General features: G+C 70.6%; 15 protein-coding genes and 1 pseudogene. 5 read left to right on the top strand and 11 right to left on the bottom strand.

All coding sequences use genetic code 11. The features are described 5' to 3' along the window. Positions 1 to 18: 18 nt before the first annotated feature. Positions 19 to 4,002, bottom strand: coding sequence for a HAMP domain-containing protein (locus EAS64_RS35795; RefSeq protein WP_145860399.1), 3,984 nt, complete (start codon positions 4,000 to 4,002; stop codon positions 19 to 21). Between the two features lie 212 nt (positions 4,003 to 4,214). Between EAS64_RS35795 and EAS64_RS35790 the strand changes: the two genes are divergently transcribed. The 3 genes from EAS64_RS35790 (at position 4,215) to EAS64_RS35780 (ending at position 7,601) form a co-directional block, all read left to right on the top strand. Continuing rightward, positions 4,215 to 5,249, top strand: a complete 1,035-nt coding sequence (locus tag EAS64_RS35790; protein WP_145860397.1) for an MEDS domain-containing protein — start codon at positions 4,215 to 4,217, stop codon at positions 5,247 to 5,249. A gap of 51 nt (positions 5,250 to 5,300) precedes the next feature. After that, positions 5,301 to 6,971, top strand: a complete 1,671-nt coding sequence (locus EAS64_RS35785) for a DUF885 domain-containing protein (protein WP_145860395.1) — start codon at positions 5,301 to 5,303, stop codon at positions 6,969 to 6,971. 90 nt (positions 6,972 to 7,061) lie between these two features. Continuing rightward, a complete protein-coding gene (locus tag EAS64_RS35780; RefSeq protein WP_145860394.1) occupies positions 7,062 to 7,601 on the top strand; it encodes a pyridoxamine 5'-phosphate oxidase family protein in 540 nt (179 codons plus the stop codon). A 4-nt stretch (positions 7,602 to 7,605) separates the two neighbouring features. On the opposite strand, the gene EAS64_RS35775 is transcribed toward EAS64_RS35780, so the two are convergent. Beyond that, positions 7,606 to 8,742: an enolase C-terminal domain-like protein gene (locus tag EAS64_RS35775; protein WP_246116025.1), complete on the bottom strand. Its 1,137-nt coding sequence runs from the start codon at positions 8,740 to 8,742 to the stop codon at positions 7,606 to 7,608. Then, a complete protein-coding gene (locus tag EAS64_RS35770; RefSeq protein ID WP_246116024.1) occupies positions 8,739 to 9,869 on the bottom strand; it encodes an SDR family oxidoreductase in 1,131 nt (376 codons plus the stop codon). Before EAS64_RS35770 ends, EAS64_RS35775 begins: the two co-directional genes overlap by 4 nt. A 115-nt stretch (positions 9,870 to 9,984) precedes the next feature. Between EAS64_RS35770 and EAS64_RS35765 the strand changes: the two genes are divergently transcribed. Continuing rightward, a complete protein-coding gene (locus EAS64_RS35765; protein WP_145860392.1) occupies positions 9,985 to 11,808 on the top strand; it encodes a glycoside hydrolase family 15 protein in 1,824 nt (607 codons plus the stop codon). Between the two features lie 250 nt (positions 11,809 to 12,058). On the opposite strand, the gene EAS64_RS35760 is transcribed toward EAS64_RS35765, so the two are convergent. From EAS64_RS35760 to EAS64_RS35740, 6 genes and pseudogenes are all read right to left on the bottom strand, one after another. Beyond that, the gene (locus EAS64_RS35760; RefSeq protein ID WP_145860390.1) at positions 12,059 to 12,328 is read right to left on the bottom strand and encodes a hypothetical protein; all 270 of its coding nucleotides are present in this window, start codon (positions 12,326 to 12,328) and stop codon (positions 12,059 to 12,061) included. Between the two features lie 77 nt (positions 12,329 to 12,405). Next, positions 12,406 to 12,648, bottom strand: a pseudogene (locus EAS64_RS35755) (LLM class flavin-dependent oxidoreductase); the annotation flags it as partial. A 249-nt stretch (positions 12,649 to 12,897) separates the two neighbouring features. After that, positions 12,898 to 13,737 (bottom strand): SDR family oxidoreductase, encoded by an 840-nt coding sequence (locus EAS64_RS35750; protein ID WP_145860385.1) that lies wholly within the window; start codon positions 13,735 to 13,737, stop codon positions 12,898 to 12,900. Positions 13,738 to 13,928: 191 nt separating this feature from the next. Next, positions 13,929 to 14,087, bottom strand: a complete 159-nt coding sequence (locus tag EAS64_RS44160; RefSeq protein ID WP_187366421.1) for a hypothetical protein — start codon at positions 14,085 to 14,087, stop codon at positions 13,929 to 13,931. A gap of 57 nt (positions 14,088 to 14,144) precedes the next feature. Then, the gene (locus tag EAS64_RS35745; RefSeq protein WP_145860384.1) at positions 14,145 to 14,693 is read right to left on the bottom strand and encodes a hemerythrin domain-containing protein; all 549 of its coding nucleotides are present in this window, start codon (positions 14,691 to 14,693) and stop codon (positions 14,145 to 14,147) included. 311 nt (positions 14,694 to 15,004) lie between these two features. Beyond that, positions 15,005 to 15,274, bottom strand: a complete 270-nt coding sequence (locus EAS64_RS35740; RefSeq protein ID WP_145860382.1) for a Rho termination factor — start codon at positions 15,272 to 15,274, stop codon at positions 15,005 to 15,007. 87 nt (positions 15,275 to 15,361) lie between these two features. Between EAS64_RS35740 and ku the strand changes: the two genes are divergently transcribed. Further along, positions 15,362 to 16,300, top strand: a complete 939-nt coding sequence (ku, locus tag EAS64_RS35735; protein WP_145860380.1) for a non-homologous end joining protein Ku — start codon at positions 15,362 to 15,364, stop codon at positions 16,298 to 16,300. Positions 16,301 to 16,603: 303 nt separating this feature from the next. Here ku and EAS64_RS35730 read toward each other — a convergent pair whose 3' ends face one another. Then, positions 16,604 to 19,762: an FAD-binding and (Fe-S)-binding domain-containing protein gene (locus EAS64_RS35730; RefSeq protein ID WP_145860378.1), complete on the bottom strand. Its 3,159-nt coding sequence runs from the start codon at positions 19,760 to 19,762 to the stop codon at positions 16,604 to 16,606. Between the two features lie 97 nt (positions 19,763 to 19,859). Next, positions 19,860 to 20,339 (bottom strand): RICIN domain-containing protein, encoded by a 480-nt coding sequence (locus EAS64_RS46420; RefSeq protein ID WP_246116046.1) that lies wholly within the window; start codon positions 20,337 to 20,339, stop codon positions 19,860 to 19,862. Positions 20,340 to 21,013 lie beyond the last annotated feature (674 nt).

The raw sequence follows: 21,013 nt of genomic DNA, 5'->3' as shown, positions 1-21,013 counted from the left end.
GGTTTTGGGCTTTGGACTTTACAGCCAGCGCTCCATGCAGTTGAGGAGTTCCTCGATGTCGATGGGCTTGGTGATGTAGTCGGTGGCGCCGGCGTCGATGCTCTTCTCGCGGTCGCCCTGCATGGCGCGGGCGGTGACGGTGATGACGGGCAGGCTCGCGTACTGGGGCATGCGGCGGATGGCCCGAGTGGTCTCGTAGCCGTCCATCCGCGGCATCATGACGTCCATCAGCACCAGGTCGATGTCGCCCGCCGCCAGTTCCGCGATGGCCCTGCGGCCGTCGGTGGCCTGCACCACGGTCATGCCGTGCATTTCGAGCACGTCGGTGAGGACGAAGGCGTTGCGCGGGTCGTCGTCGACGACCAGGACCTTGTGGCCGCGCAGCGCCTCGTGCGACATGGCGGCGGGCACCGGCCGGACGCTGCCGTCGCCGGAGATGACCCGCGCGTGCGAGCCGCCATGCTGGGAGAGCGGCAGGTGCAGGGTGAACGTGCTGCCGGTGCCGAGCTCGCTGTGCACGGTCACCTCGCCGCCGAGCCGCGCGGCGACCTCGCGGCAGATCGCCAGGCCGAGACCGGTGCCGCCGTAGCGGCGGCTCGTTGTGCCGTCGGCCTGCTGGAAGGCAGAGAAGATACTGGTGAGGTTTTCCTCGCTGATGCCGATGCCGGTGTCGGTGACCGAGAAGACGATCCACGAGCCGGTTCCTGGCGCCTGGCCGGCGGCGGTCTCGATGCGCAGCTCGACGCGGCCGCGTTCGGTGAACTTGACCGCGTTCGATAGCAGGTTGTAGAGGATCTGGCGCAGCCGCTGCTTGTCGGTGACCAGGTCGCCGGGCACGCCCGACGCCGTGGTGATGGTGAAGCCGAGGCGCTTTTCCTCGGTTAGCGGCCCGAACACGCCGCGCAGGTCCTCGATGAGGCCGGTCAGCGCGAACCGTTCCGGGTTGATGTCCATCTTCCCTGCCTCGACCTTGGTCAGGTCCAGGATGTCGTTGATCAGCCGCAGCAGGTCGGAGCCCGAGGAGTGGATGACGGTCGCGTACTCGACTTGCTTGCCGGTGAGGTTGCCGTGCGGGTTCTGCGCGAGCAGCCGTGCGAGCACCAGCAGGCTGTTGAGCGGGGTGCGCAGCTCGTGCGACATGTTGGCGAGGAACTGCGACTTGTAGCGCGAGGCCTGGTCGAGCTGCTTGGCACGTTCCTCGATCTCCTGCCTGGCCTGCTCGATCTCCTTGTTCTTCGTCTCGATGTCGCGGTTCTGCGCGGCGAGCAGCGCCGCCTTGTCGGCGAGTTCCGCATTGGAGCTCTGCAGCTCCATCTGCCGTGACTGGAGTTCGCCGGTGAGCCGCTGCGATTCCTCGAGCAGCGCGTCGGTCCTGGCGTTGGCGATCATCGTGTTCACGTTGACGCCGATCGTCTCCATCAGCTGCTCGAGGAAGTCCCTGTGCACCTGGGTGAACGGCCACAGCGAGCCGGCCTCGATGACGCCGAGCACCTGGTCCTGAAAGACGATCGGCATGATCATCACGTTGACCGGGCGGGCCTCGCCGATCGCGGAGGAGATCTTCACGTAGCCCGCGGGCACTTCGTCGAGGACGACGGGGCGGCGCGTCTTGGCGACCTGGCCGATCAGCGACTGGCCGAGCAGCACCTGGCCTTGCGTTCCGCTTGGCGGCAGTCCGTAGCCGGCGATGAGGCGGAGCCTGGTCTGGCCTTGTTCGGTGTCGGCGGTGTCGGCCGTGTCGGCGAGGAAGAAGGCGCCGTGCTGGCCGCCGACCAGCGGGATGAGCTCGTTCATGATCAGCTCGGCGACGATGGTCAGGTCGCGGTGGCCCTGCATCAGGCCGGCGATCCTGGCGAGGTTGGTCTGCAGCCAGCCCTGCTGCTGGTTGGCCTCGGTGGTCTCGCGCAGCGAGCGGACCATCGTGTTGATGTTGTCCGTGAGCTCGGCGACCTCGCCGGCTGCCTCGACCGAAATGGTCCGCGTGAGGTCCCCGGTGGTAACCGCGCTCGTCACCTCGGAGATCGCACGAACCTGACGGGTCAGCGTCCCGGACAGCTCGTTGACGTTCTCGGTGAGCCGCTTCCAGGTGCCCGACACGCCCTCGACCTCGGCCTGGCCGCCGAGGCGGCCCTCCCTGCCGACCTCGCGGGCGACCCGGGTGACCTCGGCGGCGAACGAGGACAGCTGGTCGACCATCGTGTTGATGGTGGTCTTAAGCTCGAGGATCTCGCCGCGGGCGTCGACGTCGATCTTCCTGCCCAGGTCGCCCTTGGCCACCGCGGTGGTGACCTGGGCGATGTTCCGCACCTGGCTGGTCAGGTTGTTGGCCATCGAGTTGACGTTGTCGGTCAGGTCCTTCCAGGTGCCTGCGACGTTCGGCACTGTCGCCTGGCCGCCGAGCATGCCCTCGGTGCCGACCTCGCGGGCGACGCGGGTGACCTCCCCGGCGAACGCGGACAGCGTGTCGACCATGCCGTTGATCGTCCCCGCGAGGGCGGCGACCTCGCCGCTCGCCTCGACGGTGATCTTCTGGCTCAGGTCGCCGCGGGCGACCGCGGTCGCCACCTGGGCGATCGAGCGGACCTGCGCGGTCAGGTTGGAGGCCATGACGTTGACGTTGTCGGTCAGGTCCTCCCAGGTGCCCGACACGCCCTGGACGATCGCCTGGCCGCCGAGCTTGCCCTGGGTACCGACGTCGCGGGCGACCCGGGTGACCTCGCCGGCGAACGAGGAGAGCTGGTCGACCATCGTGTTGATGGTGTCCTTCAGCTCGAGGATCTCGCCGCGGGCGTCGACCCGGATCTTCTGGCTCAGGTCGCCCTTGGCCACCGCGGTGGTCACCTGGGCGATCGAGCGGACCTGCGCGGTCAGGTTGGCGGCCATGACGTTGACCGATTCGGTCAGGTCCTTCCAGGTGCCCGACACGCCCTGCACGTCGGCCTGGCCGCCGAGGCGGCCCTCGGTGCCGACCTCGCGGGCGACGCGGGTGACCTCGCCGGCGAACGCCGACAGCGTGTCGACCATCGTGTTCACGGTGCTCTTGAGTTCCAGGATCTCGCCACGCGCGTCGACGGTGATCTTCTGGCTCAGGTCGCCCTTGGCCACCGCGGTCGCCACCTGGGCGATGTTGCGGACCTGGCTGGTCAGGTTGCCCGCCATGAAGTTGACCGAGTCGGTGAGGTCGCGCCAGGTGCCGCCGACGCCTGGCACGTGCGCCTGGCCGCCGAGCCGTCCTTCCGTGCCCACCTCGCGGGCCATTCTTGTCACCTCGCCCGCGAAGGCCGACAACTGGTCGACCATCGTGTTCACCGTGCTCTTGAGTTCGAGGATCTCGCCGCGCGCGTCAACGGTGATCTTCTGGCTCAGGTCGCCCTTGGCCACCGCGGTGGTCACCTGGGCAATGTTGCGGACCTGGCTGGTCAGGTTGCCCGCCATGAAGTTGACGGACTCGGTGAGGTCGCGCCAGGTGCCGCCGACGCCCGGCACCTCCGCCTGGCCGCCGAGGCGGCCCTCGGTGCCCACCTCGCGGGCGACGCGGGTGACCTCGCCGGCGAACGCGGACAGCGTGTCGACCATCGTGTTCACGGTGCTCTTGAGCTCGAGGATCTCGCCACGCGCGTCGACGGTGATCTTCTGGCTCAGGTCGCCGCGCGCGACGGCGGTGGTGACCTGGGCGATGGCGCGGACCTGGCCGGTGAGGTTGCCCGCCATCGCGTTGACCGAGTCGGTGAGGTCCTTCCAGGTGCCCGCGACGGCGGGCACCTCCGCCTGACCGCCGAGCCTGCCCTCGGTGCCCACCTCGCGGGCCACCCTGGTGACCTCAGAGGTGAACACGCCGAGTTGCTCGTTCATGGCGTTGAAGACGGCCGCGATCTCGTTCATTAGCGAGTCGGCGCCCTCAGGCAGCCGGATGCTGAAGTCGCCGCCGCGCACCGCGGTCAGGCCGGCCAGCAACTGCTGCATCTGCTCCTGCTGCCCGGTCTCCGTCGTCGCCACCGGCATGGGCCATCACCTCGTTATCGCTTACGCGCTTCCGACAGCCACAGTCACGAAAGCCCGCCATGAGGCGGGCGATGGATGCTGACGCGCACATGTTGTTTCTTCATCATGTCACTGTGCTACGGACCTCATGACCCGAGCAACGAAGCTCGCCGCGAGCGGATTCGCGCCGAAGATGGTGTTTAAGACGCCGCTGCGGGGCGAGGGGTAGGGCTGTGTCGCATGGAAGTGGTCGTCTCGCCGGTGGGCAAGAGGCCCATGTCGTCCAGTTCTACCCGGCAGACGGCGAACTGGCCGGCAGCGTCAGCCGTTATCTGGCCGAGGGCATCAGCTCCGGCGACGGCGTCGTGGTGGTGGCGACAGAGCCGCACAGGGACGCGTTCGTCGCGGGGCTCGCCGCGGCCGGCATCAAGGTTGACGAGGCGGAGCGAGACGGACGGCTGCTGCTCGTCGACGCGGCGGGCCTGCTCGGGACGTTTCTCGACGGTGACCGGCTTGACGGCGGCCGGTTCGCCGCGGCGGCGTCCGGCCTGCTCGGCCGGGCCCGGTCGGCGGGCGGCCTGCCGGGTGAGGAAGTCACGGACGGCGCGGACGGCGCGGCTGTTGCGGCTGGCGCGGACGGACTGGCTTGCGGCGGACGGCGGATCCGCATCTACGCCGAGATGGTGGCGCTGCTGTGGGAGGCCGGGCAGGTCTCGCTCGCCATCGAGCTTGAAGAACTGTGGAACGGGCTCGCCGCGCGGTTCCCCTTCTCGCTGCAGTGCGGGTACCCGGCCAGCGTGCTCGACGCTCCTGAGCATGTTGACGCGGTGGCTGACGTGCGCCGGCTGCACGGGGCGGCCGCGGACGCGCGCAGCTTCCCGTGCGAACTCGGCTCCGTGCGCGCGGCGCGGCACTACGTGGCGGGCCTGCTCGACCCGGTGACGGATCAGGTGCTCGCGGACGGCGTCGCGATCGCCGTCACCGAGCTCGCCGCCAACGCGGTGCTGCACGGTCGGTCGGCGTTCACCGTCATCGTTTCCCGGTGGGCGACCAGGATCAGGATCGCGGTCAGGGACAACGCACCGCTCGCGCGCGCCTCGGTCACACTCGCACCAGTCGCGCCGGCGGCGGGCGAATCCGTTAAACCGGTCCCGTTTCCCGTGACGACCGGGCACGGGCTCAGCGTTGTGGCCAGGCTGGCCAGCCGGTGGGGCGTGGAGCCGACCCCGGCGGGGAAGGTCGTCTGGGCCGAACTCGGCGCGTGCTAGCCTGCGGTGGCAGACCTGGCCCGGTCGCGGGCCGCGACCGGGAAGGGCTCCATGACCTCAGCAGCACGTGACCTGGCAGACCGTTTCCACGAGCGATGGCTGCGCGCCAACCCGTTCGCCGCGACGAGCTACGGCATTCCCGGCTACGACGACCTGCTGCCCGACGACAGCGAGGCCGGGCACCAGGCGTGGCGCGCCGAGGTGAACGGGTTCCTCGCCGAAGCCTCGGCGATCGACCCCGGGGAACTTGACCCGGCCGACGGCGTCACCCTCGACTGCACCAAGGAGGCGGCGGCGCACGAAGTGGCCTCCGTAGACCTTGCGCCGGACGAGTACACCGTCACCGCCATGCAGTACTCGGGTCCCATCATGCTGCTCGCGGTCATGGCACGGACGGTGCTCGTCGACGACGCGGCGGCGGAGGCCTACCTCACCCGGCTGCGCGGCACCGGCGACTGGCTCGACCAGATCACCGAGCGGCTGCGGGCCGGCGCACGGCGCGGCAGGCTGCCGGTGGCCGCGCTCGCCGAGCAGGCCATCGTCCGGGCCGAGGCGGTGCTCGCCGCCCCTGACGACAGCCCCGTCCTGACGCCGCGGCCGCCGGAGGGCTGGTCAGGCACCGAGGCGTGGGAGCGGGAGCGCCGGGCCCTGGTGACCGACGTGCTGCACCCCGCGCTGTCCCGCTGGGTGGAGACCGTCAGGGAACTGCTGCCCGCCGCCCGGCCGTCCGACCATCCCGGGCTGCACTGGCTGCCCGGCGGTGATGGTGACTACGCTCGGTCGATCCAGCTGTTCACCACGCTGCCGCTGACCGCGCGGGAACTGCACCAGACCGGGCTCGACCACGTCGCGGCGCTCGAGGAACGGGCCGTGCGGCTGGGCGCCGGGCTCGGCCTGTCCGGGCGCGACGAGGTGTTCGCCGCAATCAGGTCATCCGCGGGGAAGCTGGCACCCGAGGAGGCGGTGGCCCGGGCGCTCGCCGCCGTGCGGCGCGCCGAGGAGCAGGCGCCCGGCTTCTTCCCCGCTCCCCTGCCGCCGCCGTGCGAGGTCACCCCGATGCCGTCGGTCGTCGCCCTGGGCGGGGCGGCGCCGCACTACACGCCGCCGCGGCTGGACGGGGGCCGTCCGGGCACGTTCTGGTTCAACACCATGCTGCCCACGGCGGGCACCGGGTGGGACATCGACGTCGTCGCCTTCCACGAGGCGGTGCCCGGCCATCACCTGCAGCTATCGCGGCTCCAGCTGCTGTCCGATCTTCCCGCGCTGCAGCGGCAGCGCAGCCTTTCCGTGTTCTCCGAGGGCTGGGGCCTGTACGCGGAACAGCTCGCCGAGGAGACCGGGCTGTTCGCCGACGACCGCGGCCGGCTCGGCGCGGTCAGCGCGGCGCTGATGCGGGCGGTCCGGCTGGTGGTGGACACCGGGCTGCACGCGTTCGGCTGGAGCCGGGAGAAGGCCGTGGAGTACGCGGTCGATCATGTCCCGATGCCGGACGAGTTCATGGCGGCGGAGATCGACCGCTACATCGTGATGCCGGGACAGGCGCTCGCCTACCTGACGGGGAAGCTGGAGATCGAGCGGCTGCGCGGCGAGGCGCAGCGGCGGCTCGGTTCCGCGTTCTCGCTCGCGGAGTTCCACGCGGCGGTGCTTGATCACGGGTCGCTGCCGATGCCGACCCTTGCGCGCAGCATCGGGACATGGCTCGACGTGCAGGTTCCGGCCTGAGCCGCGGCTGGCCTACGCCGCCCGACCGGCCGGCCTACGGCGCGGGGCGGCGCCGCGTTGCTTGAGGCGGACTCTGGGTAGCGGGGAGTCATGAAGTGGTCCGAATTCGAACGCCGCCAGCCGCGGCTGGCGGAGGTTGGCAGACAGCGCCTGCTTGGCCCCGGTGTCGTCCTGGTCGCCACCATCCGGCGCGACGGTACCCCGCGGCTCAGCCCGGTCGAGCCGTTCATCATGGACGGCGCCCTGTGGCTGTCGATGCTGTGGCGCTCGCAGAAGGCGATGGACCTTCTCAGGGATCCGCGTGTCCTGGTGCATGGCGTGGTCATCAGTCGCGACGGCGGAGACGGAGAGTTCAAGGTGCGCGGTCACGCCCTGAACGAGCAGGACGAAGGTGTCCAGCGGCGTTACGCGGAGTCGGTCGCGCGGAAGCTGGGCTGGAAGCCAGAACCTAGCCACTTCCACCTGTTCGCGATCGACATCGATCACGTCAGCTATCTGCGCTACGACGACGCGAGCGGGGATCAGTACGTGGCCCAGTGGCCGCCCGGCCGTGAGTACGTCCGCAGGGGCGCCACGGCGACCAGCCTGGGCGAGCCGCAACCGGTGACAGACGTCCTGGCGGACGACTGACGGGTCAGGCGGTGCGGAAGCGGGCGGCCGTTGTGTCCTTGAGGGTCAGGCCGTGGCCGGGGCGGGTGGGGTCGGGGTGGAGGGCACCGCCGGCGGGGTCGAGGGCGCCGTCGAAGAGCATGGTCTCGATGCGGACGTGGTCGTGGAAGTACTCCAGGTGGCGGAGGTTCGGGGTGGCGGCGGCGACGTGGGCATGCAGGTTCGGCGCGCAGTGACCGGATACCTCGAGGCCCTTGGCGGCGGCGACGGCGGCGGCCCGGAGCCATTCGGTGATGCCGCCGCAGCGGGTGACGTCGACCTGGAGGCAGTCGACCGCGTTGGCGTCCACCATGCGGGAGAAGTAGGGCAGATCGTAGCCGTACTCCCCCGCCGTCACGTCCGGGTCGACCTGGTCGCGGACCTCGCGCAGGCCGTCCAGGTCGTCCGAGGTGACCGGCTCCTCGAACCAGGTCACGCCGTGCTCGGCCATGGCGCGGGCCATCCTGATGGCCTGCTTGCGGGTATAGCCGCCGTTGGCGTCGACGTACAGCTCGGCGTCCGGGCCGATCACCGACCTGGCGAAGGCGATCCTTGCCAGGTCGCGGCGCTCCGCGGTGCCCCAGGACTCGCCGATCTTGATCTTGACGCGGGGGATCTTCATGTCGCTTGTCCAGCGTTCAAGCTGAGCCCGCGCCACGGGCTCGTCGTAGGTGGTGAAGCCGCCGCTGCCGTAGACGGGAACCGCCTTGCGCACCTGGCCGAGCAGGCCGCTGAGCGGCAGGTCGAGCAGTCTCGCCTTGAGATCCCACAGCGCGGTGTCCACCGCGGAGATCGCGCAGGAGACGAGGCCCGGGCGGCCCAGGTTGCGGACCGCCCTGACCATCGCCTGCCAGGCCGCGCCGGTGTCGAGGACGGACTGGCCGGCGACCGCGCCGGCCAGTTCGCCCTCGATGAGCGGCTTGCACGCCCCCGAGGCGTAGGTGTAGCCAAGCCCGGCCGCCCCGCCGGCGGTGACCCGCGCGGTGATCAGGGTGGTCTTGGACCAGGCCAGCGTCCCGTCCGCCTCCGGTCGGTCGGTGTTGATCTCGTAGACCGCCGCGGCGACCTCCTCCACCGTGGGGAAGTCGAGGTCGGCAAGCGGCGCCGACTGCGCGGGTATCACCGCTGTCGCCGGCGAGCCGTGCCGCTTCGAGCGGTGGTGATCAGCGACCCGAAGGCGCGGGTGACAACCGCCCCTGCCGTTTCCGTTGCCTCAGACAGCGCGGTGTGCCCGCTGTGCGAGCGGGACTTCTCGTCGAACTCGCCGTTCGCGCCGTGATCACTGCCCGGCGCCTGGTCCAGCGGCTGCCACAGGTTGTCCGCACGACTCGCGGGTTCGCGCTGGTCCGTCTGCTGTGAGTCGTACCCGGTCTTGCCGAGGTAGCGGTCGAGCAGCGGCGCGGCGAACTTCTGGGCGAAGATCGTCGCCGCGGTTGACCCGCCCACCCAGTACTCCTTGCGGTCGGGGTGCTCGGCGGCGAAGACGACGCCTTCGGCAGCGACCTCCGGCTCGTAGATCGGCGGGACCGGCTGCGGCTGCCTGGGCAGCCGGGACCGGACCCAGGAGAACTGCGGCGTGTTCACGGCCGGCATCTGCACGATGGTGATCTTGACGTTGCTGTGGTCGTGCAGCAGCTCGCAGCGGACCGACTCGGTGAACCCGTTGACGGCGTGCTTGGCGCCGCAGTAGGCGGACTGGAGCGGGATCGCGCGGTAGCCGAGCGCCGAGCCGACCTGGACGATCGTGCCGCGGTCGCGGGGCGTCATCCGCTGCAGTGCCGCCATCGTGCCGTATACGTAGCCGAGGTAGGTGACCTCGGTGACCCGCTTGAACTCCGCCGGGGTGATCTTGGTGAACGGGGCGAACACCGAGGTGAAGGCCACGTTCACCCACACGTCGATCGGGCCGAGCTCGGCTTCCGCGCGATCGGCCGCCTGGTCCACCGCGTCGAAGTCGGCCACGTCGCACGGCAGCACCAGGGCGGTGCCGCCCGCCCGTTCTACCGCTTCTGCCGCGCCGCGCAGGCCGTCCTCGCCCCGTGCGATCAGCGCGACCCGGTCGCCGCGGCGGCCGAACCGCTCCGCGGTGGCCCGGCCGATGCCGGCGCTCGCCCCGGTGACCACGATGGTGCGCGGCGCGGCCGGCCGGGTGGTTGCCGGCTCCTTGAGCGGCCCTGGCGCCGGCGCGGGTACCGGTACGACCTCTGCCGGGGGGACGTCGGGCATCGGCTGGCTCGTTGGCTCGGTCATGAGCACGCCTGCCTTCCTCTGGTTGCCGTCTTGCCTGGAATCCACTCCTACTTCCAGGCATCGGGCTCGCCAAACGCCGCGCATAGAAGCATGTGACCGAGGAAGTAGGAATGTCATGGCTACTGCGCGCAGGGCGAACCAGGACATTGCGGATGCGGTGCCCGCGCCGCGGGTGCTGCGCGAGTACGCGCTCGTCGCGGACGGCGAGCGTGGCGCGCTCATCGGGCCCGACGGCAGCGTCGCCTGGCTGTGCGCGCCGCGCTGGGACAGCCCGGCCGTGCTGTCCGGTCTGCTCGGCGGCGGCGGCTGCTACCGCGTCACGCCCGCCGACCGGTGGCACGTGTGGGGCGGTTATTACGAGAGCGGCACGCTGATCTGGCGCAGCCGCTGGGTCGGGGACTGGCGGATGGAGTGCCGTGAGGCGCTGGCCATGCCCGCCGACCCGCACCGCGTGGTGCTGCTGCGCAGGATCGAGGCGCTCGACGGCGACGTCCGGGCCTACGTGCGGCTCGACCTGCGGGCCGGCTACGGGCACTCGCCGATGACGGATCTGGCGCGGCACAGTGACGCCGAACACGCGGACGTATGGACGGGGCGGAGCGGCCCGCTGTGGTTCCGCTGGACCGGGGCCGGGCGGGCGCGACACGTCGATGGCGGGCTGGCCATGCGGGTGGAACTCGCCGCGGGCGGGCACCACGATCTCGTTCTGGAGATATCGGACAGGGAACTGGCGGCGGGCGGCACCGGCGCGGAGGCCTACTGGGCGGCGACGGAGCAGGACTGGTCGCAGGCGGTCCCCGCCTGCGACGACCTGATCGCCGTGGCTGACGCGCGGCACGCCTACGCGGTGCTGCGCGGGCTGACCTCGGCGAGCGGCGCCACCGTCGCCGCCGCCACCACGTCGCTGCCCGAGCGGCTCGAGGCCGGGCGCAACTACGACTACCGCTACGCGTGGATCAGGGACCAGTGCTACGCGGGGCTCGCCATGGCCGCCCACGGGCCGCACCCGATGCTGGCCGACTCGGTCCGGTTCATCACCGAGCGGCTGCTCGTCGACGGGCCAGGGCTCATGCCCGCGTACACGGTGGCAGGCGAGCCGATCGGCGGCGAGCGGGCGCTGCGGCTGCGCGGCTTCCCCGGCGGGCAGCCGCGGTCCGGCAACTGGGTGCGCAAGCAGTTCCAGCTCGACGCGTTCGGTGAGACGCTGTCCCTGCTCGCCGCCGCCGCCGGGCATGGCATGCTGGCGGAGGACGACTGGCGTGCGGTCAGCGTTGCCGCCGACGCGATAGAAAAGCGCTGGCAGGAGCCGGACGCCGGCATCTGGGAACTGGACAGCCAGCGCTGGGCGCACTCGCGGATGGCCTGCGTGTCCGGGCTGCGCGCGATCGCGGCGGCGGCGGCCGCCGGGTCGCCCGGCGGGCACGGGCACCGGGAGGCGGCCGGATGGAGCTCGCTCGCCGACGCGATCACCGCCAGCCTCGCCGACTGCGTGCACCCGGGCGGGCGCTGGCAACGGGCGCCGGACGACGAGCGGCCCGACGCGGCGCTGCTGCTTTCGGTGATCCGCGGCGGGTTCGACCTGGCCGACCCGCGCGTCAAGGCGACGATCGGCGCGGTGCGCGACGAGCTCAGCGCCGACGGGTTCGTGTACCGCTTCCGGCACGACGACCGGCCGCTGCACAAGGCGGAGGGCGCCTTCCTGCTGTGCGGGTTCTGGATGGCGCTCGTCGAGCACGCCTACGGCAGCCCGGTCGCCGCCGCGCACTGGTTCGAGCGGAACCGGTCGGCGGCGGGGCCGCCCGCGCTGTACACCGAGGAGTACGACGTGCACCAGCGGCAGCTGCGCGGGAACCTGCCGCAGGCGTTCGTGCACGCGGGGATGCTGGAGTGCGCGGTGACGCTGTCGCGGGACATCGGACTCGGCGGTGCCGCCGGGTAGGCCGCAGACCTTCAGGAGGGTCTCGGCAATGGCGCCGGATGCGCTGACCCGGATGATGAGCCGCGTTTGCCTGGCGGCGTTGTGCAGGCCCCGATGGCGGTGCTGTCGCAGCAGGCGACCTGCCTAACCTCGCTGGGAGCCGACCGAGCGCCCCCGGGCACACTCACGGCCCAGCGTGTCTCGCAGGTACGCCGCATTGCAGAAGAACGTAAGCCACGGCCCCCGGGGCCCTGGCGGTGTCCGCCTCTGCCTATTCCTCGCCCAGGGCGCGCGCCAACTCGGCTCGTCCCATCGTGGACCGCCCGGGCAGGTCACGCCGCTTGGCGATCTCGTACAGCTCAGCCCTTGTCTTCGGGGAGTCCCCGCCCGCCCGGTTGCGCCGTGCGACCGCGGCTCCCTGCTTGCCGAGTTCGCTTCTCGTCTGCTTGGGCAGGTGCGCGATCGTCCGTTTCGAGGCGGCCGCCTCGCGCGCCTTGCTGATGTTCTTTCGTGCCGTCTTGACCTGCTTGCCTGTGGCCACTCGTGCCTCCTCCTTCCGCTGGCTTATTTGCTCGCCTATCCGGAGAGCAGCCGGGCGAAAGGCCCCGCGTCGCCGTCGGCGGGGTGGTAGCGCACCGTGGGGCAGGTGACCCCGGTGACGAGCCCGATCCGCTCGGTCTTCATCGCGATCGCAGACAGCAGGTTCCACGTGTAGGCGCTGTGCCCTTGAGCCTCCACCCCCGGGTGGTAGTGATCGCTCATCTCCACGAAGTCGAAGCCGGCCCGCTCGGCAAGGACTGCCTGCCTGATCAGCTCCTTGGGACCGAACCCCTCGGTGGCCAGCTTGTAACCGATCCGCATGCCATCCTCCCCTCAGGGTCGCGGCGCGTTGCCGCCTAACGGGCTGCCGGCTACCCGGACGGTACGGACGCAAACCGAACGGGCACGAGGCCCCGTCCGCCCTGGCGCCAGGCGCGTTTAACGGACGGGGCGAGGGTAGGCAACCACGCCGTCAGCGACTGGAGGAACGCATTGAGCAGGCAAACCGCGACGACCAGGCGATCGGCGTCGGCTTCGGCGACAACGCAGCCGAGTAAGGCCCGTATCCGCTTACAGAATGGGCTTGCCGCCGGTAACGGCGATTCGCGCGCCGGAGATGTAGCTGGCCTCGTCGGATGCCAGCATCACGTAGGCGGGCGCGACCTCGGCCGGCTGTCCTGGCCGGTCGAGGGCGGCTGAGGAGCCGAAGCTCTCCACGTGCTCGGGTGGCATCGTCGACGGGATCAGCGGGGTCCAGATCGGACCCGGCGCCACGCTGTTGGCCCGGATGCCGCGCGGCGCGAGCAGCTGGGCGAGCGCCGCGGTCATGTTGGCGATGCCCGCCTTGGTGACGTCGTAGGGCAGCAGGGTCGGAGTCGGCGAGTCGGAGTTGACCGAGCTCGTCCCGATGATCGACCCGCCCGGCGGCATGTTCGGCAGCGCGGCCTTGGTCAGGTAGAAGAACGCGCTGAGGTTGAGCGCGATGGTCCTGTCCCACTCTTCGTCGGAGATGTCCTCCACCTTGTCGTGCGTCATCTGCTGCGCCGCGTTGCTGACCAGGATGTCGATCCTGCCGAACTCCGCGACGGCGGCATCGATGACGGCTCGGCAGCGGGCCGGGTCAGCGAGGTCGCCGGGCACGAGCACGGCTTTGCGGCCCGCCTGCTCGACCCAGTGGGCGGTCTCGCGGGCGTCGTCGTGCTCGTCGAGGTAGGAGATCAGGACGTCCGCGCCCTCCCTGGCATAGGCGATGGCAACGGCCCGGCCGATGCCGCTATCCGCGCCGGTGATCACGGCCGCTTTGCCTGCCAGCCGCCCCGACCCGTGGTAGCTCTCCTCGCCGTGGTCCGGGCGCGGCTCGAGCCGCCCGGTCTCGCCTGGGGGCTGCTGCTGCTGTGCGGGCTGGTTCATTTCATTCCCTCCTGTTGATGGGCCGTCAGTGCGCTCCGGTCGTCCGCTGCCCGCGGGTCGGCAGCGGCCGGCGAGCACGTGCACGGCGTGGTCGTCGCGGACGACGCAGAACGAGGCGTTGCATCCCCGCCGGTGCGGCCCGGATCGCGACCCGATCCGGAATGCCCAGCCGCGCCGAGGGACCGGCGGCCTTATCGTGCTCCGCGGTCGCCCGGCTGCCGCGGCCGGCGCTGCAGCTGCTTGGCACGGGTGATGTCCGGGTCGCGAGGGTCGAGGGGGAGCGGCTGCTCCATCTCGCCGCGCCGGCGCGCGCTGGCCGAGCGGTGTCTGGTGATCCGTAGCTGTCTCATCCCGCCCCCCTGTGCCTGGTTGATGCCGGTCCCTTGCCGTCAGGTGAGGCTTGGCTGTTAAGAGTTTGACTTCATGGCGTCTCGCACTGCGTCGCGTGCCCTGTCGAGAACCGCGGCGAACGGGCCTGCCAGCATGTTGGCGACAGGCGTGTTCGGCGTGGAGGGATGGGGGCGCGTTGGTGCAGCCTTCTTGGCGGCCTCGTAGACCTTGCCCATCTGCTCAAGCCGTTCCGGGCTCTCCTTTTGGGCCACTTTCGGGAACTCTTGGGTTTCCTCGGCTTCGGCGTGACGTTCCACCTCCGTCCGCAGCTTGCCGAGCTTGGCCGTGAACTCCGGGGAGTCCGTGTCGAGCTTCTCCATCTCCTTGAGCAGTTCCTCGGCCTGGCTCTCCTCGCGGATCCGGGCGTTGGCGATCTCTTCTCCCGCGTCCCGCTTGCTGACGGGCCGCAGGATCTCCTCTTCGGCAACCTCGTGGCGGATGAGCTCGCCGACAAGCCGGTGGAACAGATCCCGTCGCTGGTCGCCGGTTGCTGTCTCCAGCTGCGCGAACATCTGCCGGACCTCGTCATGATCCTGGCGCAAGGCCTCGATAATCCCCTGTGGCATCTGGTCTCTCCTCCTTGACCGGGGAAACGTCTGGCTATTGGAGAAGCTCTCTACCCATGGTCACCAGCCGAAACCACAGGAGGCAGCTACTGGCCCGACCGGGTTAACGAGCTCATCGAGGCGAAGAAGAACGGGGCAGGAGTTCCAGCCGGCCGCCGGGCCGCCGTCGGCGACCAACGCGTCCGACCTGACGGCTGCGCTGCAGGCCAGCGTCGACGCCGCGAAGAAGACGGGGCGTGGCAAGCCGTCCGGCCAGCAAGCCGGGCTTGAAGCGTCCGTCGCGGCCGGGAGGAGTTCTGTTCGGGCGGGCGTCAGTGGTTGCGGAGGGCGGAGATCAGCCGCTGCTTGCTCATCGATGAGCGGCCCTTGACGCCGATTTCGCGGGCACGCTCGGCTAGCTGCTTCTTCGTCCAGTCCTCGTAGCCGGGGCTCGTGCCGCCGCGGCTACCCTCTGCCAGTCCGCCAAACGCCGGTGTCCTGAGCTGGCTGCCTGGGTCACGGCGCTTGTCCCGCCCCAGGATTAGTTTCCCTATGCGCGGGGAGAGGCTGGTCTCGGTGGCTCGGCACAAAGCCAGGGTCACCGAGGGTGAGGGTTGCCGCCGCACGTTCCACGATCTGGGCGGTGACCTGCCTTGACATGACTGAGTAACGGCTGGAGGGAGCAGCGTATGGCGCGGGCGATCTGGTCGGGGGTACTGTCGTTCGGCCTGGTGGCGATTCCGGTGGAGCTGTACTCGGCGACCGAGCCGCACCGGCCGGCGTTTCACCAGTTCGAGGAGGGCACCGCCGACCGCATCCGGTACCAGCGGGTCAACGAGCGCACCGGGGACGAGGTGGGGTACGCCGACATCGTCAAGGGAGCCGACGTCGGCGGTGGGAACTACGTGATACTGGAGCAGGACGAGCTTGATTCCGTCGCGCCTGGCCGGTCCCGGTCGATGGACGTTCACGCCTTCGTCGGCCTTGACGAGATCGACGCGATCTACTTCGACAAGACGTATTTCCTCGGTCCGGGCGGCGGGGAAGCCGCCAAGCCCTACGCCTTGCTGCGGGATGCGATGGAAGACTCCGGCAAGGCCGCCATCGCGAGCTTCGTCATGCGCGGCAAGGAGTACCTGGCCGCGGTGCGCGCGGACGGCGGCCTGCTGGCGCTTGAGACCCTGTTCTTCGCCGATGAGGTCCGTGACCCGCGAGCGGAAATCGGTAACCTGCCGGGCCGGGTCAAGCTGTCGCAGCAAGAGGTGCGCATGGCCCGCCAGCTGGTGGAGGCGATGAGCGGGCCGTGGACGCCGTCGGATTACCGCGACACCTACACCGACCGGGTTAACGAGCTCATCGAGGCGAAGAAGAACGGGCAGGAGTTCCAGCCGGCCGCCGGGCCGCCGTCGGCGACCAACGCGTCCGACCTGACGGCTGCGCTGCAGGCCAGCGTCGACGCCGCGAAGAAAACGGGGCGCGGCAAGCCGTCCGGCCCCAGCAAGCCGGGCAAGGCATCCGGCGGGTCCAAGGCCGGCGTGAAGTCGCAGTCCGGGAAGACGGGCGGCAAGCAGGCGCAGGCGAAGAAGAACACCACGGCCACACAACGGCACCGCAAGCCGGCCGCATAGCGGCACCAGACCGTCACCGCCGCCAGCCGGGCTGAACCAGCGGGGTCGCCGCATCACCCAGGTTGGCCATCCGGTACCGCTGTTGTACGAGCCGGACCTCGAGGGCAAGCGCAAGGCCGCAGTGCGGTTCGGCGCACTACGGCCTCAGCGGCCTACGCGGCCGACGTCGGCGATCGCGGTGTCCATGCCGTCCGTGCCGCCTCTGGCTCCGGCGATATCGAGCACGGCTGGCGTGCCACCGGCGTCGCGCATCGCGGCAACCGTGCCGGCCAGTCGCCGGTACCTGGCACGCCGCTGCAGCGTCTAGCCCGCACCCGACGGCTCCCCAGATCTGCGGCAAATCTGACGCCAGGCGCGCAGCCTGATTATCGTAGCGGCGCCGGCTCCGGCCGCCGCGGCGACCGCGGCAGCGGTGACGGCGAGGACCGCGGCCTTGGCGGCCGGGCCCGGCTCGGCCTGGCGCGGTGCGGCGTCGCGTTCCGGGTGGTCGTAGCCGAGGTTGCCCGCGGTGGCGAGGAGCTCGGCCAGGTGCATGGCCTCGCGGTCGCCGCTGTCGAGCTCGTGGATCTGGGTGCGGCAGCTGAAGCCGTCGGCGAGGATGACCGCGCCCTGGTTCGCCTCGCGGAGCCTGGGGAGCAGGGCGCGCTCGGCGATGGCGCGGCTGATCTCGCCGTGGCCCGCCTGGAAGCCGAAGTCGCCCGCCAGGCCGCAGCAGCCGGTCTCCAGGTGCTCGGTTTCGGCGCCGGCCAGGCCGAGCAGCCTCTCGTCGGCGTCCCAGTTGAGCACGGCGTGCTGGTGGCAGTGGACCTGGGCCATCACCTTGCGGCGCAGCGCGGGCGGCGTGTAGCCGGGAGTGTGCTCCGCCAGCAGCTCGGCGAGGGTGAGGGTGTGGTCGCGGAGGCGGTGCACGTCCTGGTCGTCGGGGAACAGCTCGGCGGCGTCGCCGCGGAACACGCTGGTGCAGCTCGGTTCCAGGCCGACGACGAAGCCGCCGTTCCTGACGTGCGGCGCGAGGGTCTTGACGGTCCTGGCCAGGATCTTCTTGCCGGTGGCGAGCTGGCCGGTGGAGATCCAGGTCAGGCCGCAGCAGACCGGCTGCGGCGGCAGTTCCACGCGCCAGCCGGCCGATTCGAGCACCTGGACGGCGGCCTGGCCGACGTGCGGGTGGAAGTAGTTGGTGAACGAGTCCGGCCAGAGGATGACCGTGCCGTGCTGTCCGTCGCCGGCGTGTCCATCACGAGCCCGGAACCACTGCTCGAAGGTCTGGGCGGCGAACAGCGGCACCTCGCGGTCTTCCAGGCCGCCGAGCTTCATGGCGAGGCCGTGCAGCAGGGGCGTGTGCGTCACGGCGTTGACGACCGGGGCAAGCCCGAGGCTGGTGACGGCGCGGGCGGTCAGCGGCAGCCAGCCGAGCGCGAGGTCCGAGCGCGGGCGGCGCCACTGGCGGCCCTGCCAGTGGTGGGCGAGGAAGTCCGCCTTGTAGGTGGCCATGTCCACGTCGGCCGGGCAGTCGGCCTTGCAGCCTTTGCAGGACAGGCACAGGTCGAGCGCGTCCTTGACCGCGTCGCTGCGCCAGCCGTCGCCGACCGGGGAGTCGCCGTGGCCGTTGAGCATCTCGAACAGCAGCCGGGCCCGTCCCCTGGTGGAGTCCTCCTCCTCCAGCGTGACCTGATACGACGGGCACATGACCGAGCCGCCCTTGTTGTCGTGGTGGCGGCACTTGCCCACGCCGACGCAGCGGCCGGCGGCCTGCGCGAAGGACCCGCCGTCGTTCGGGAAGCGGAAGAACAGGTCCTGCGGGGTGGCGGGCGACCAGTCGCCGCCCAGCTTGAGGTGCTCATCGAGCCGGGCCGGGTGGACGACCTTGCCGGGGTTCATGAGGTTGCCCGGGTCGAAGACCTGCTTGAGCTCCTCGAACGCGCCTACCAGGTCGTCGCCGAACATCCGGCGCAGCAGCTCGCCGCGGGACTGCCCGTCGCCGTGCTCGCCGGACAGCGAGCCGCCGTGGCTGACCACCAGGTCGGCGGCGCGCTCCATGAACCGCCGGTAGGTGGCGACGCCCTCGGTGCTGTACAGCCCGAACGGGATGCGGGTGTGCACGCAGCCCTGGCCGAAGTGACCATACAGGCTCGGTCCCGTCTCGTCGCTGTAGCCGAACTCGTCGTACAGCTTCTGCAGGTCCCGCAGGTAGCCGCCGAGTTGATCCGGGTGGACGGCGGAGTCCTCCCAGCCCTCCCAGGTGTCGCGGTGGCCGGGCACGTGCGCGGTCGCGCCGAGGCCGGCCTCGCGGACCGCCCACAGCTCGTCCTCCATGGCGGGGTCGTCGTAGAAGGAGACGTCGGGCTGATGCTCGGTCTCGTGCAGTGCGCCGAGCATCCCCTCGGCGGCCTCGTCGACCTCCGCGCGGGTGTGCCCGCCGAACTGGACCATGAGGAACGCGGTGCCCTTGGGCAGCTCCTTGAGCGCCTGCGGGTTCATGTGCTTGATCTGCTCGTCGGTGATCAGCCGGTGATCGAGGCCTTCCAGGGCGATCGGCTGGTGCTTTTGCGCCAGGATGCGCGGCACCGCGTCGGCGGCCTTGTCGACGCTGGGGTACCCGAGCACCACGAGCGACCGCTCGGGGAGCACCTCGACCAGCTTGAGCCTGGCGCGCAGCACGGTGACCAGCGTCGACTCGCTGCCGACGAGCAGTCCCGCGACGTCGAAGCCGTGCTCGGGCAGCAGCGAGTCGAGGTTGTAGCCGGAAACGCGGCGCGGAATATTCGGATATGTCGCCTTGATCTGGTCCGCGTAGCGGTCGCGGAGCGCGCGCAGCCGACGGTAGACGCGCGCCTGCCGGTCACCGCGGCGCTCGATGGCCGCGTACTCCTCGTCGCTCGTCGGGCCGCACCAGAACCGGGTGCCGTCGTAGAGCAGCACCTCGAGTGCCTCGATGTTGTCCACGACCTTGCCGGTGCGCTGCGCGGTCGCGCCACAGGAGTTGTTGCCGATCATCCCGCCAAGCGTGCAGTTCATGTGCGTGGCGGGCTCCGGGCCGAAGCGCAGGCCGTGCGGCTTGAGGTGTTCGTTGTTGAGCACGTCGAGCACGATTCCGGGCTCGACCGTGCAGGTCCTGGCGTCGGCATCAATGTCAAGGACGCGGTGGCAGTACTTGGACCAGTCGATGACCACCGCCGTGTTGGTGCACTGGCCGGCCAGGCTGGTGCCGCCGCCGCGGGACAGCAGCGGGACCCCGTGCGCGCGGCAGGCCGCCACCGCCGCCTCGGCCGCGTCGACGGTGCGCGGCAGCACCACGCCGATCGGCACCTGGCGGAAGTTGGACGCGTCGGTGGAGTAGGCGGCGCGAGTGCCTGCGTCGAACCTGACCTCGCCGTCGACCGCCGCGGCCAGGTCAGCCTCCAGCCGGCGGAGGTCCGCGGCGCCGGTGCCAGCGAGGTCGTTTGCCAAGTCAGTGATCGCCATGCCGCCGCGCTACCCGGGCGGGCGGCGGTCATGCGGGAAATCGCCTAGTGATGGGGCCGCGGCCCCGGGCTGGAGCCCGGGGCCGCGGTAGACCCGGTCAGCCCGCGGTCAGCGTCCACAGGTGGTCGGCGGTGCCGTTGTCGGTCCATTGCAGGACCGCGGCGCCCGATGCGGTGCTGGCGTTGGTCACGCCGAGCAGCAGGCCGCTGTTGTAGTTGACGATCTTGTACTCGCCGCTGCCCGCGGAGACCAGGGTCCACAGGTGGTCGGAGGTGCCGTTGTTGCCCCAGATGAGCGCGTCCGCGCCGGCCGTGACGCTCTCGTTGGTGATGCCGAGCAGCAGGCCGCTGGCCTTGTTCTGGATCTCGTAGACGTTGGAGCCCTCGGAGACCAGGGTCCACGACTGGGTGGGGCTGCTTGAGGAGGTGGCCTGCACGGCGGCGGTGCCCTGGGCGGTGCCGCTGCCGCTGGTGTCGAGCACCAGGCCGCTGTTGACGTTCTTGATCTTGTAGGAGCCGGAGAACGCGGGGCTGCTGCCCGGCGTGATCAGCAGGTGGTAGCCGTTGGCCGCGTTCATCGAGCTGATCGAGACGGTGATGGAACCGCCGGAGATGGTGTAGTTGCCGCTGGAGATGATCGTCGGCCCGACGACGGCGGTGGTCCGCCCGGGCGAGGCGGTCTGCTCGAGGACAACGTGCGCGGTCGACCCGAACGCGGACAGCGAGCTGAGCCCGTTAACGGTGACGGCCGTTGAGCCGCTGCCGCCGCCGAAGATGACGCTAACCTGGTTGCCCGCCGAATTGACGGCGGCGGCGCCGTCCAGGCCGGTCTGCGCGGGCGGCACGGTGGTGACCATGTTGCCGGTCATCGAGCCGTACCAGCGGTAGAGCCAGTAGGCGGCGTTCGGCGAGGCGCCGGTGTCGGTGAGGGTGTCGCCGAGGGTGCCGTAGTGGTTCCAGAAGGCCAGTTCGGCGTTGCTGACGCCGGCCCGCTCGAACTTGGCGATGTAGCCGGCCAGCGGGCCGGGCACGCCGACCTCGCTCGTCTCGCCGTACTCCTCGATCGCGATCGGCAGCGGGCCGATGCCGAGGCTCTTCTCAAGCGCGCGGTAGGCGGCCACGTCGGCGGCGATGTTCGCCTGGCCGCTCAGCTCGTGCCAGCTGATGATGTTCGGCAGGGTGCCGCTTGCCTTGGCGTCGGTGAGGAACGTGCTCATCCAGCCGCTGTTCCACGCGGAGTAGCTTGGACCCT

The sequence above is a fragment of the Trebonia kvetii genome, assembly GCF_007827045.1.
GTDB lineage: Bacteria > Actinomycetota > Actinomycetes > Streptosporangiales > Streptosporangiaceae > Trebonia > Trebonia kvetii.
The sequence above is the reverse complement of the archived record's forward strand: the minus strand, read 5'-3'. Positions and strand labels throughout refer to the sequence as shown.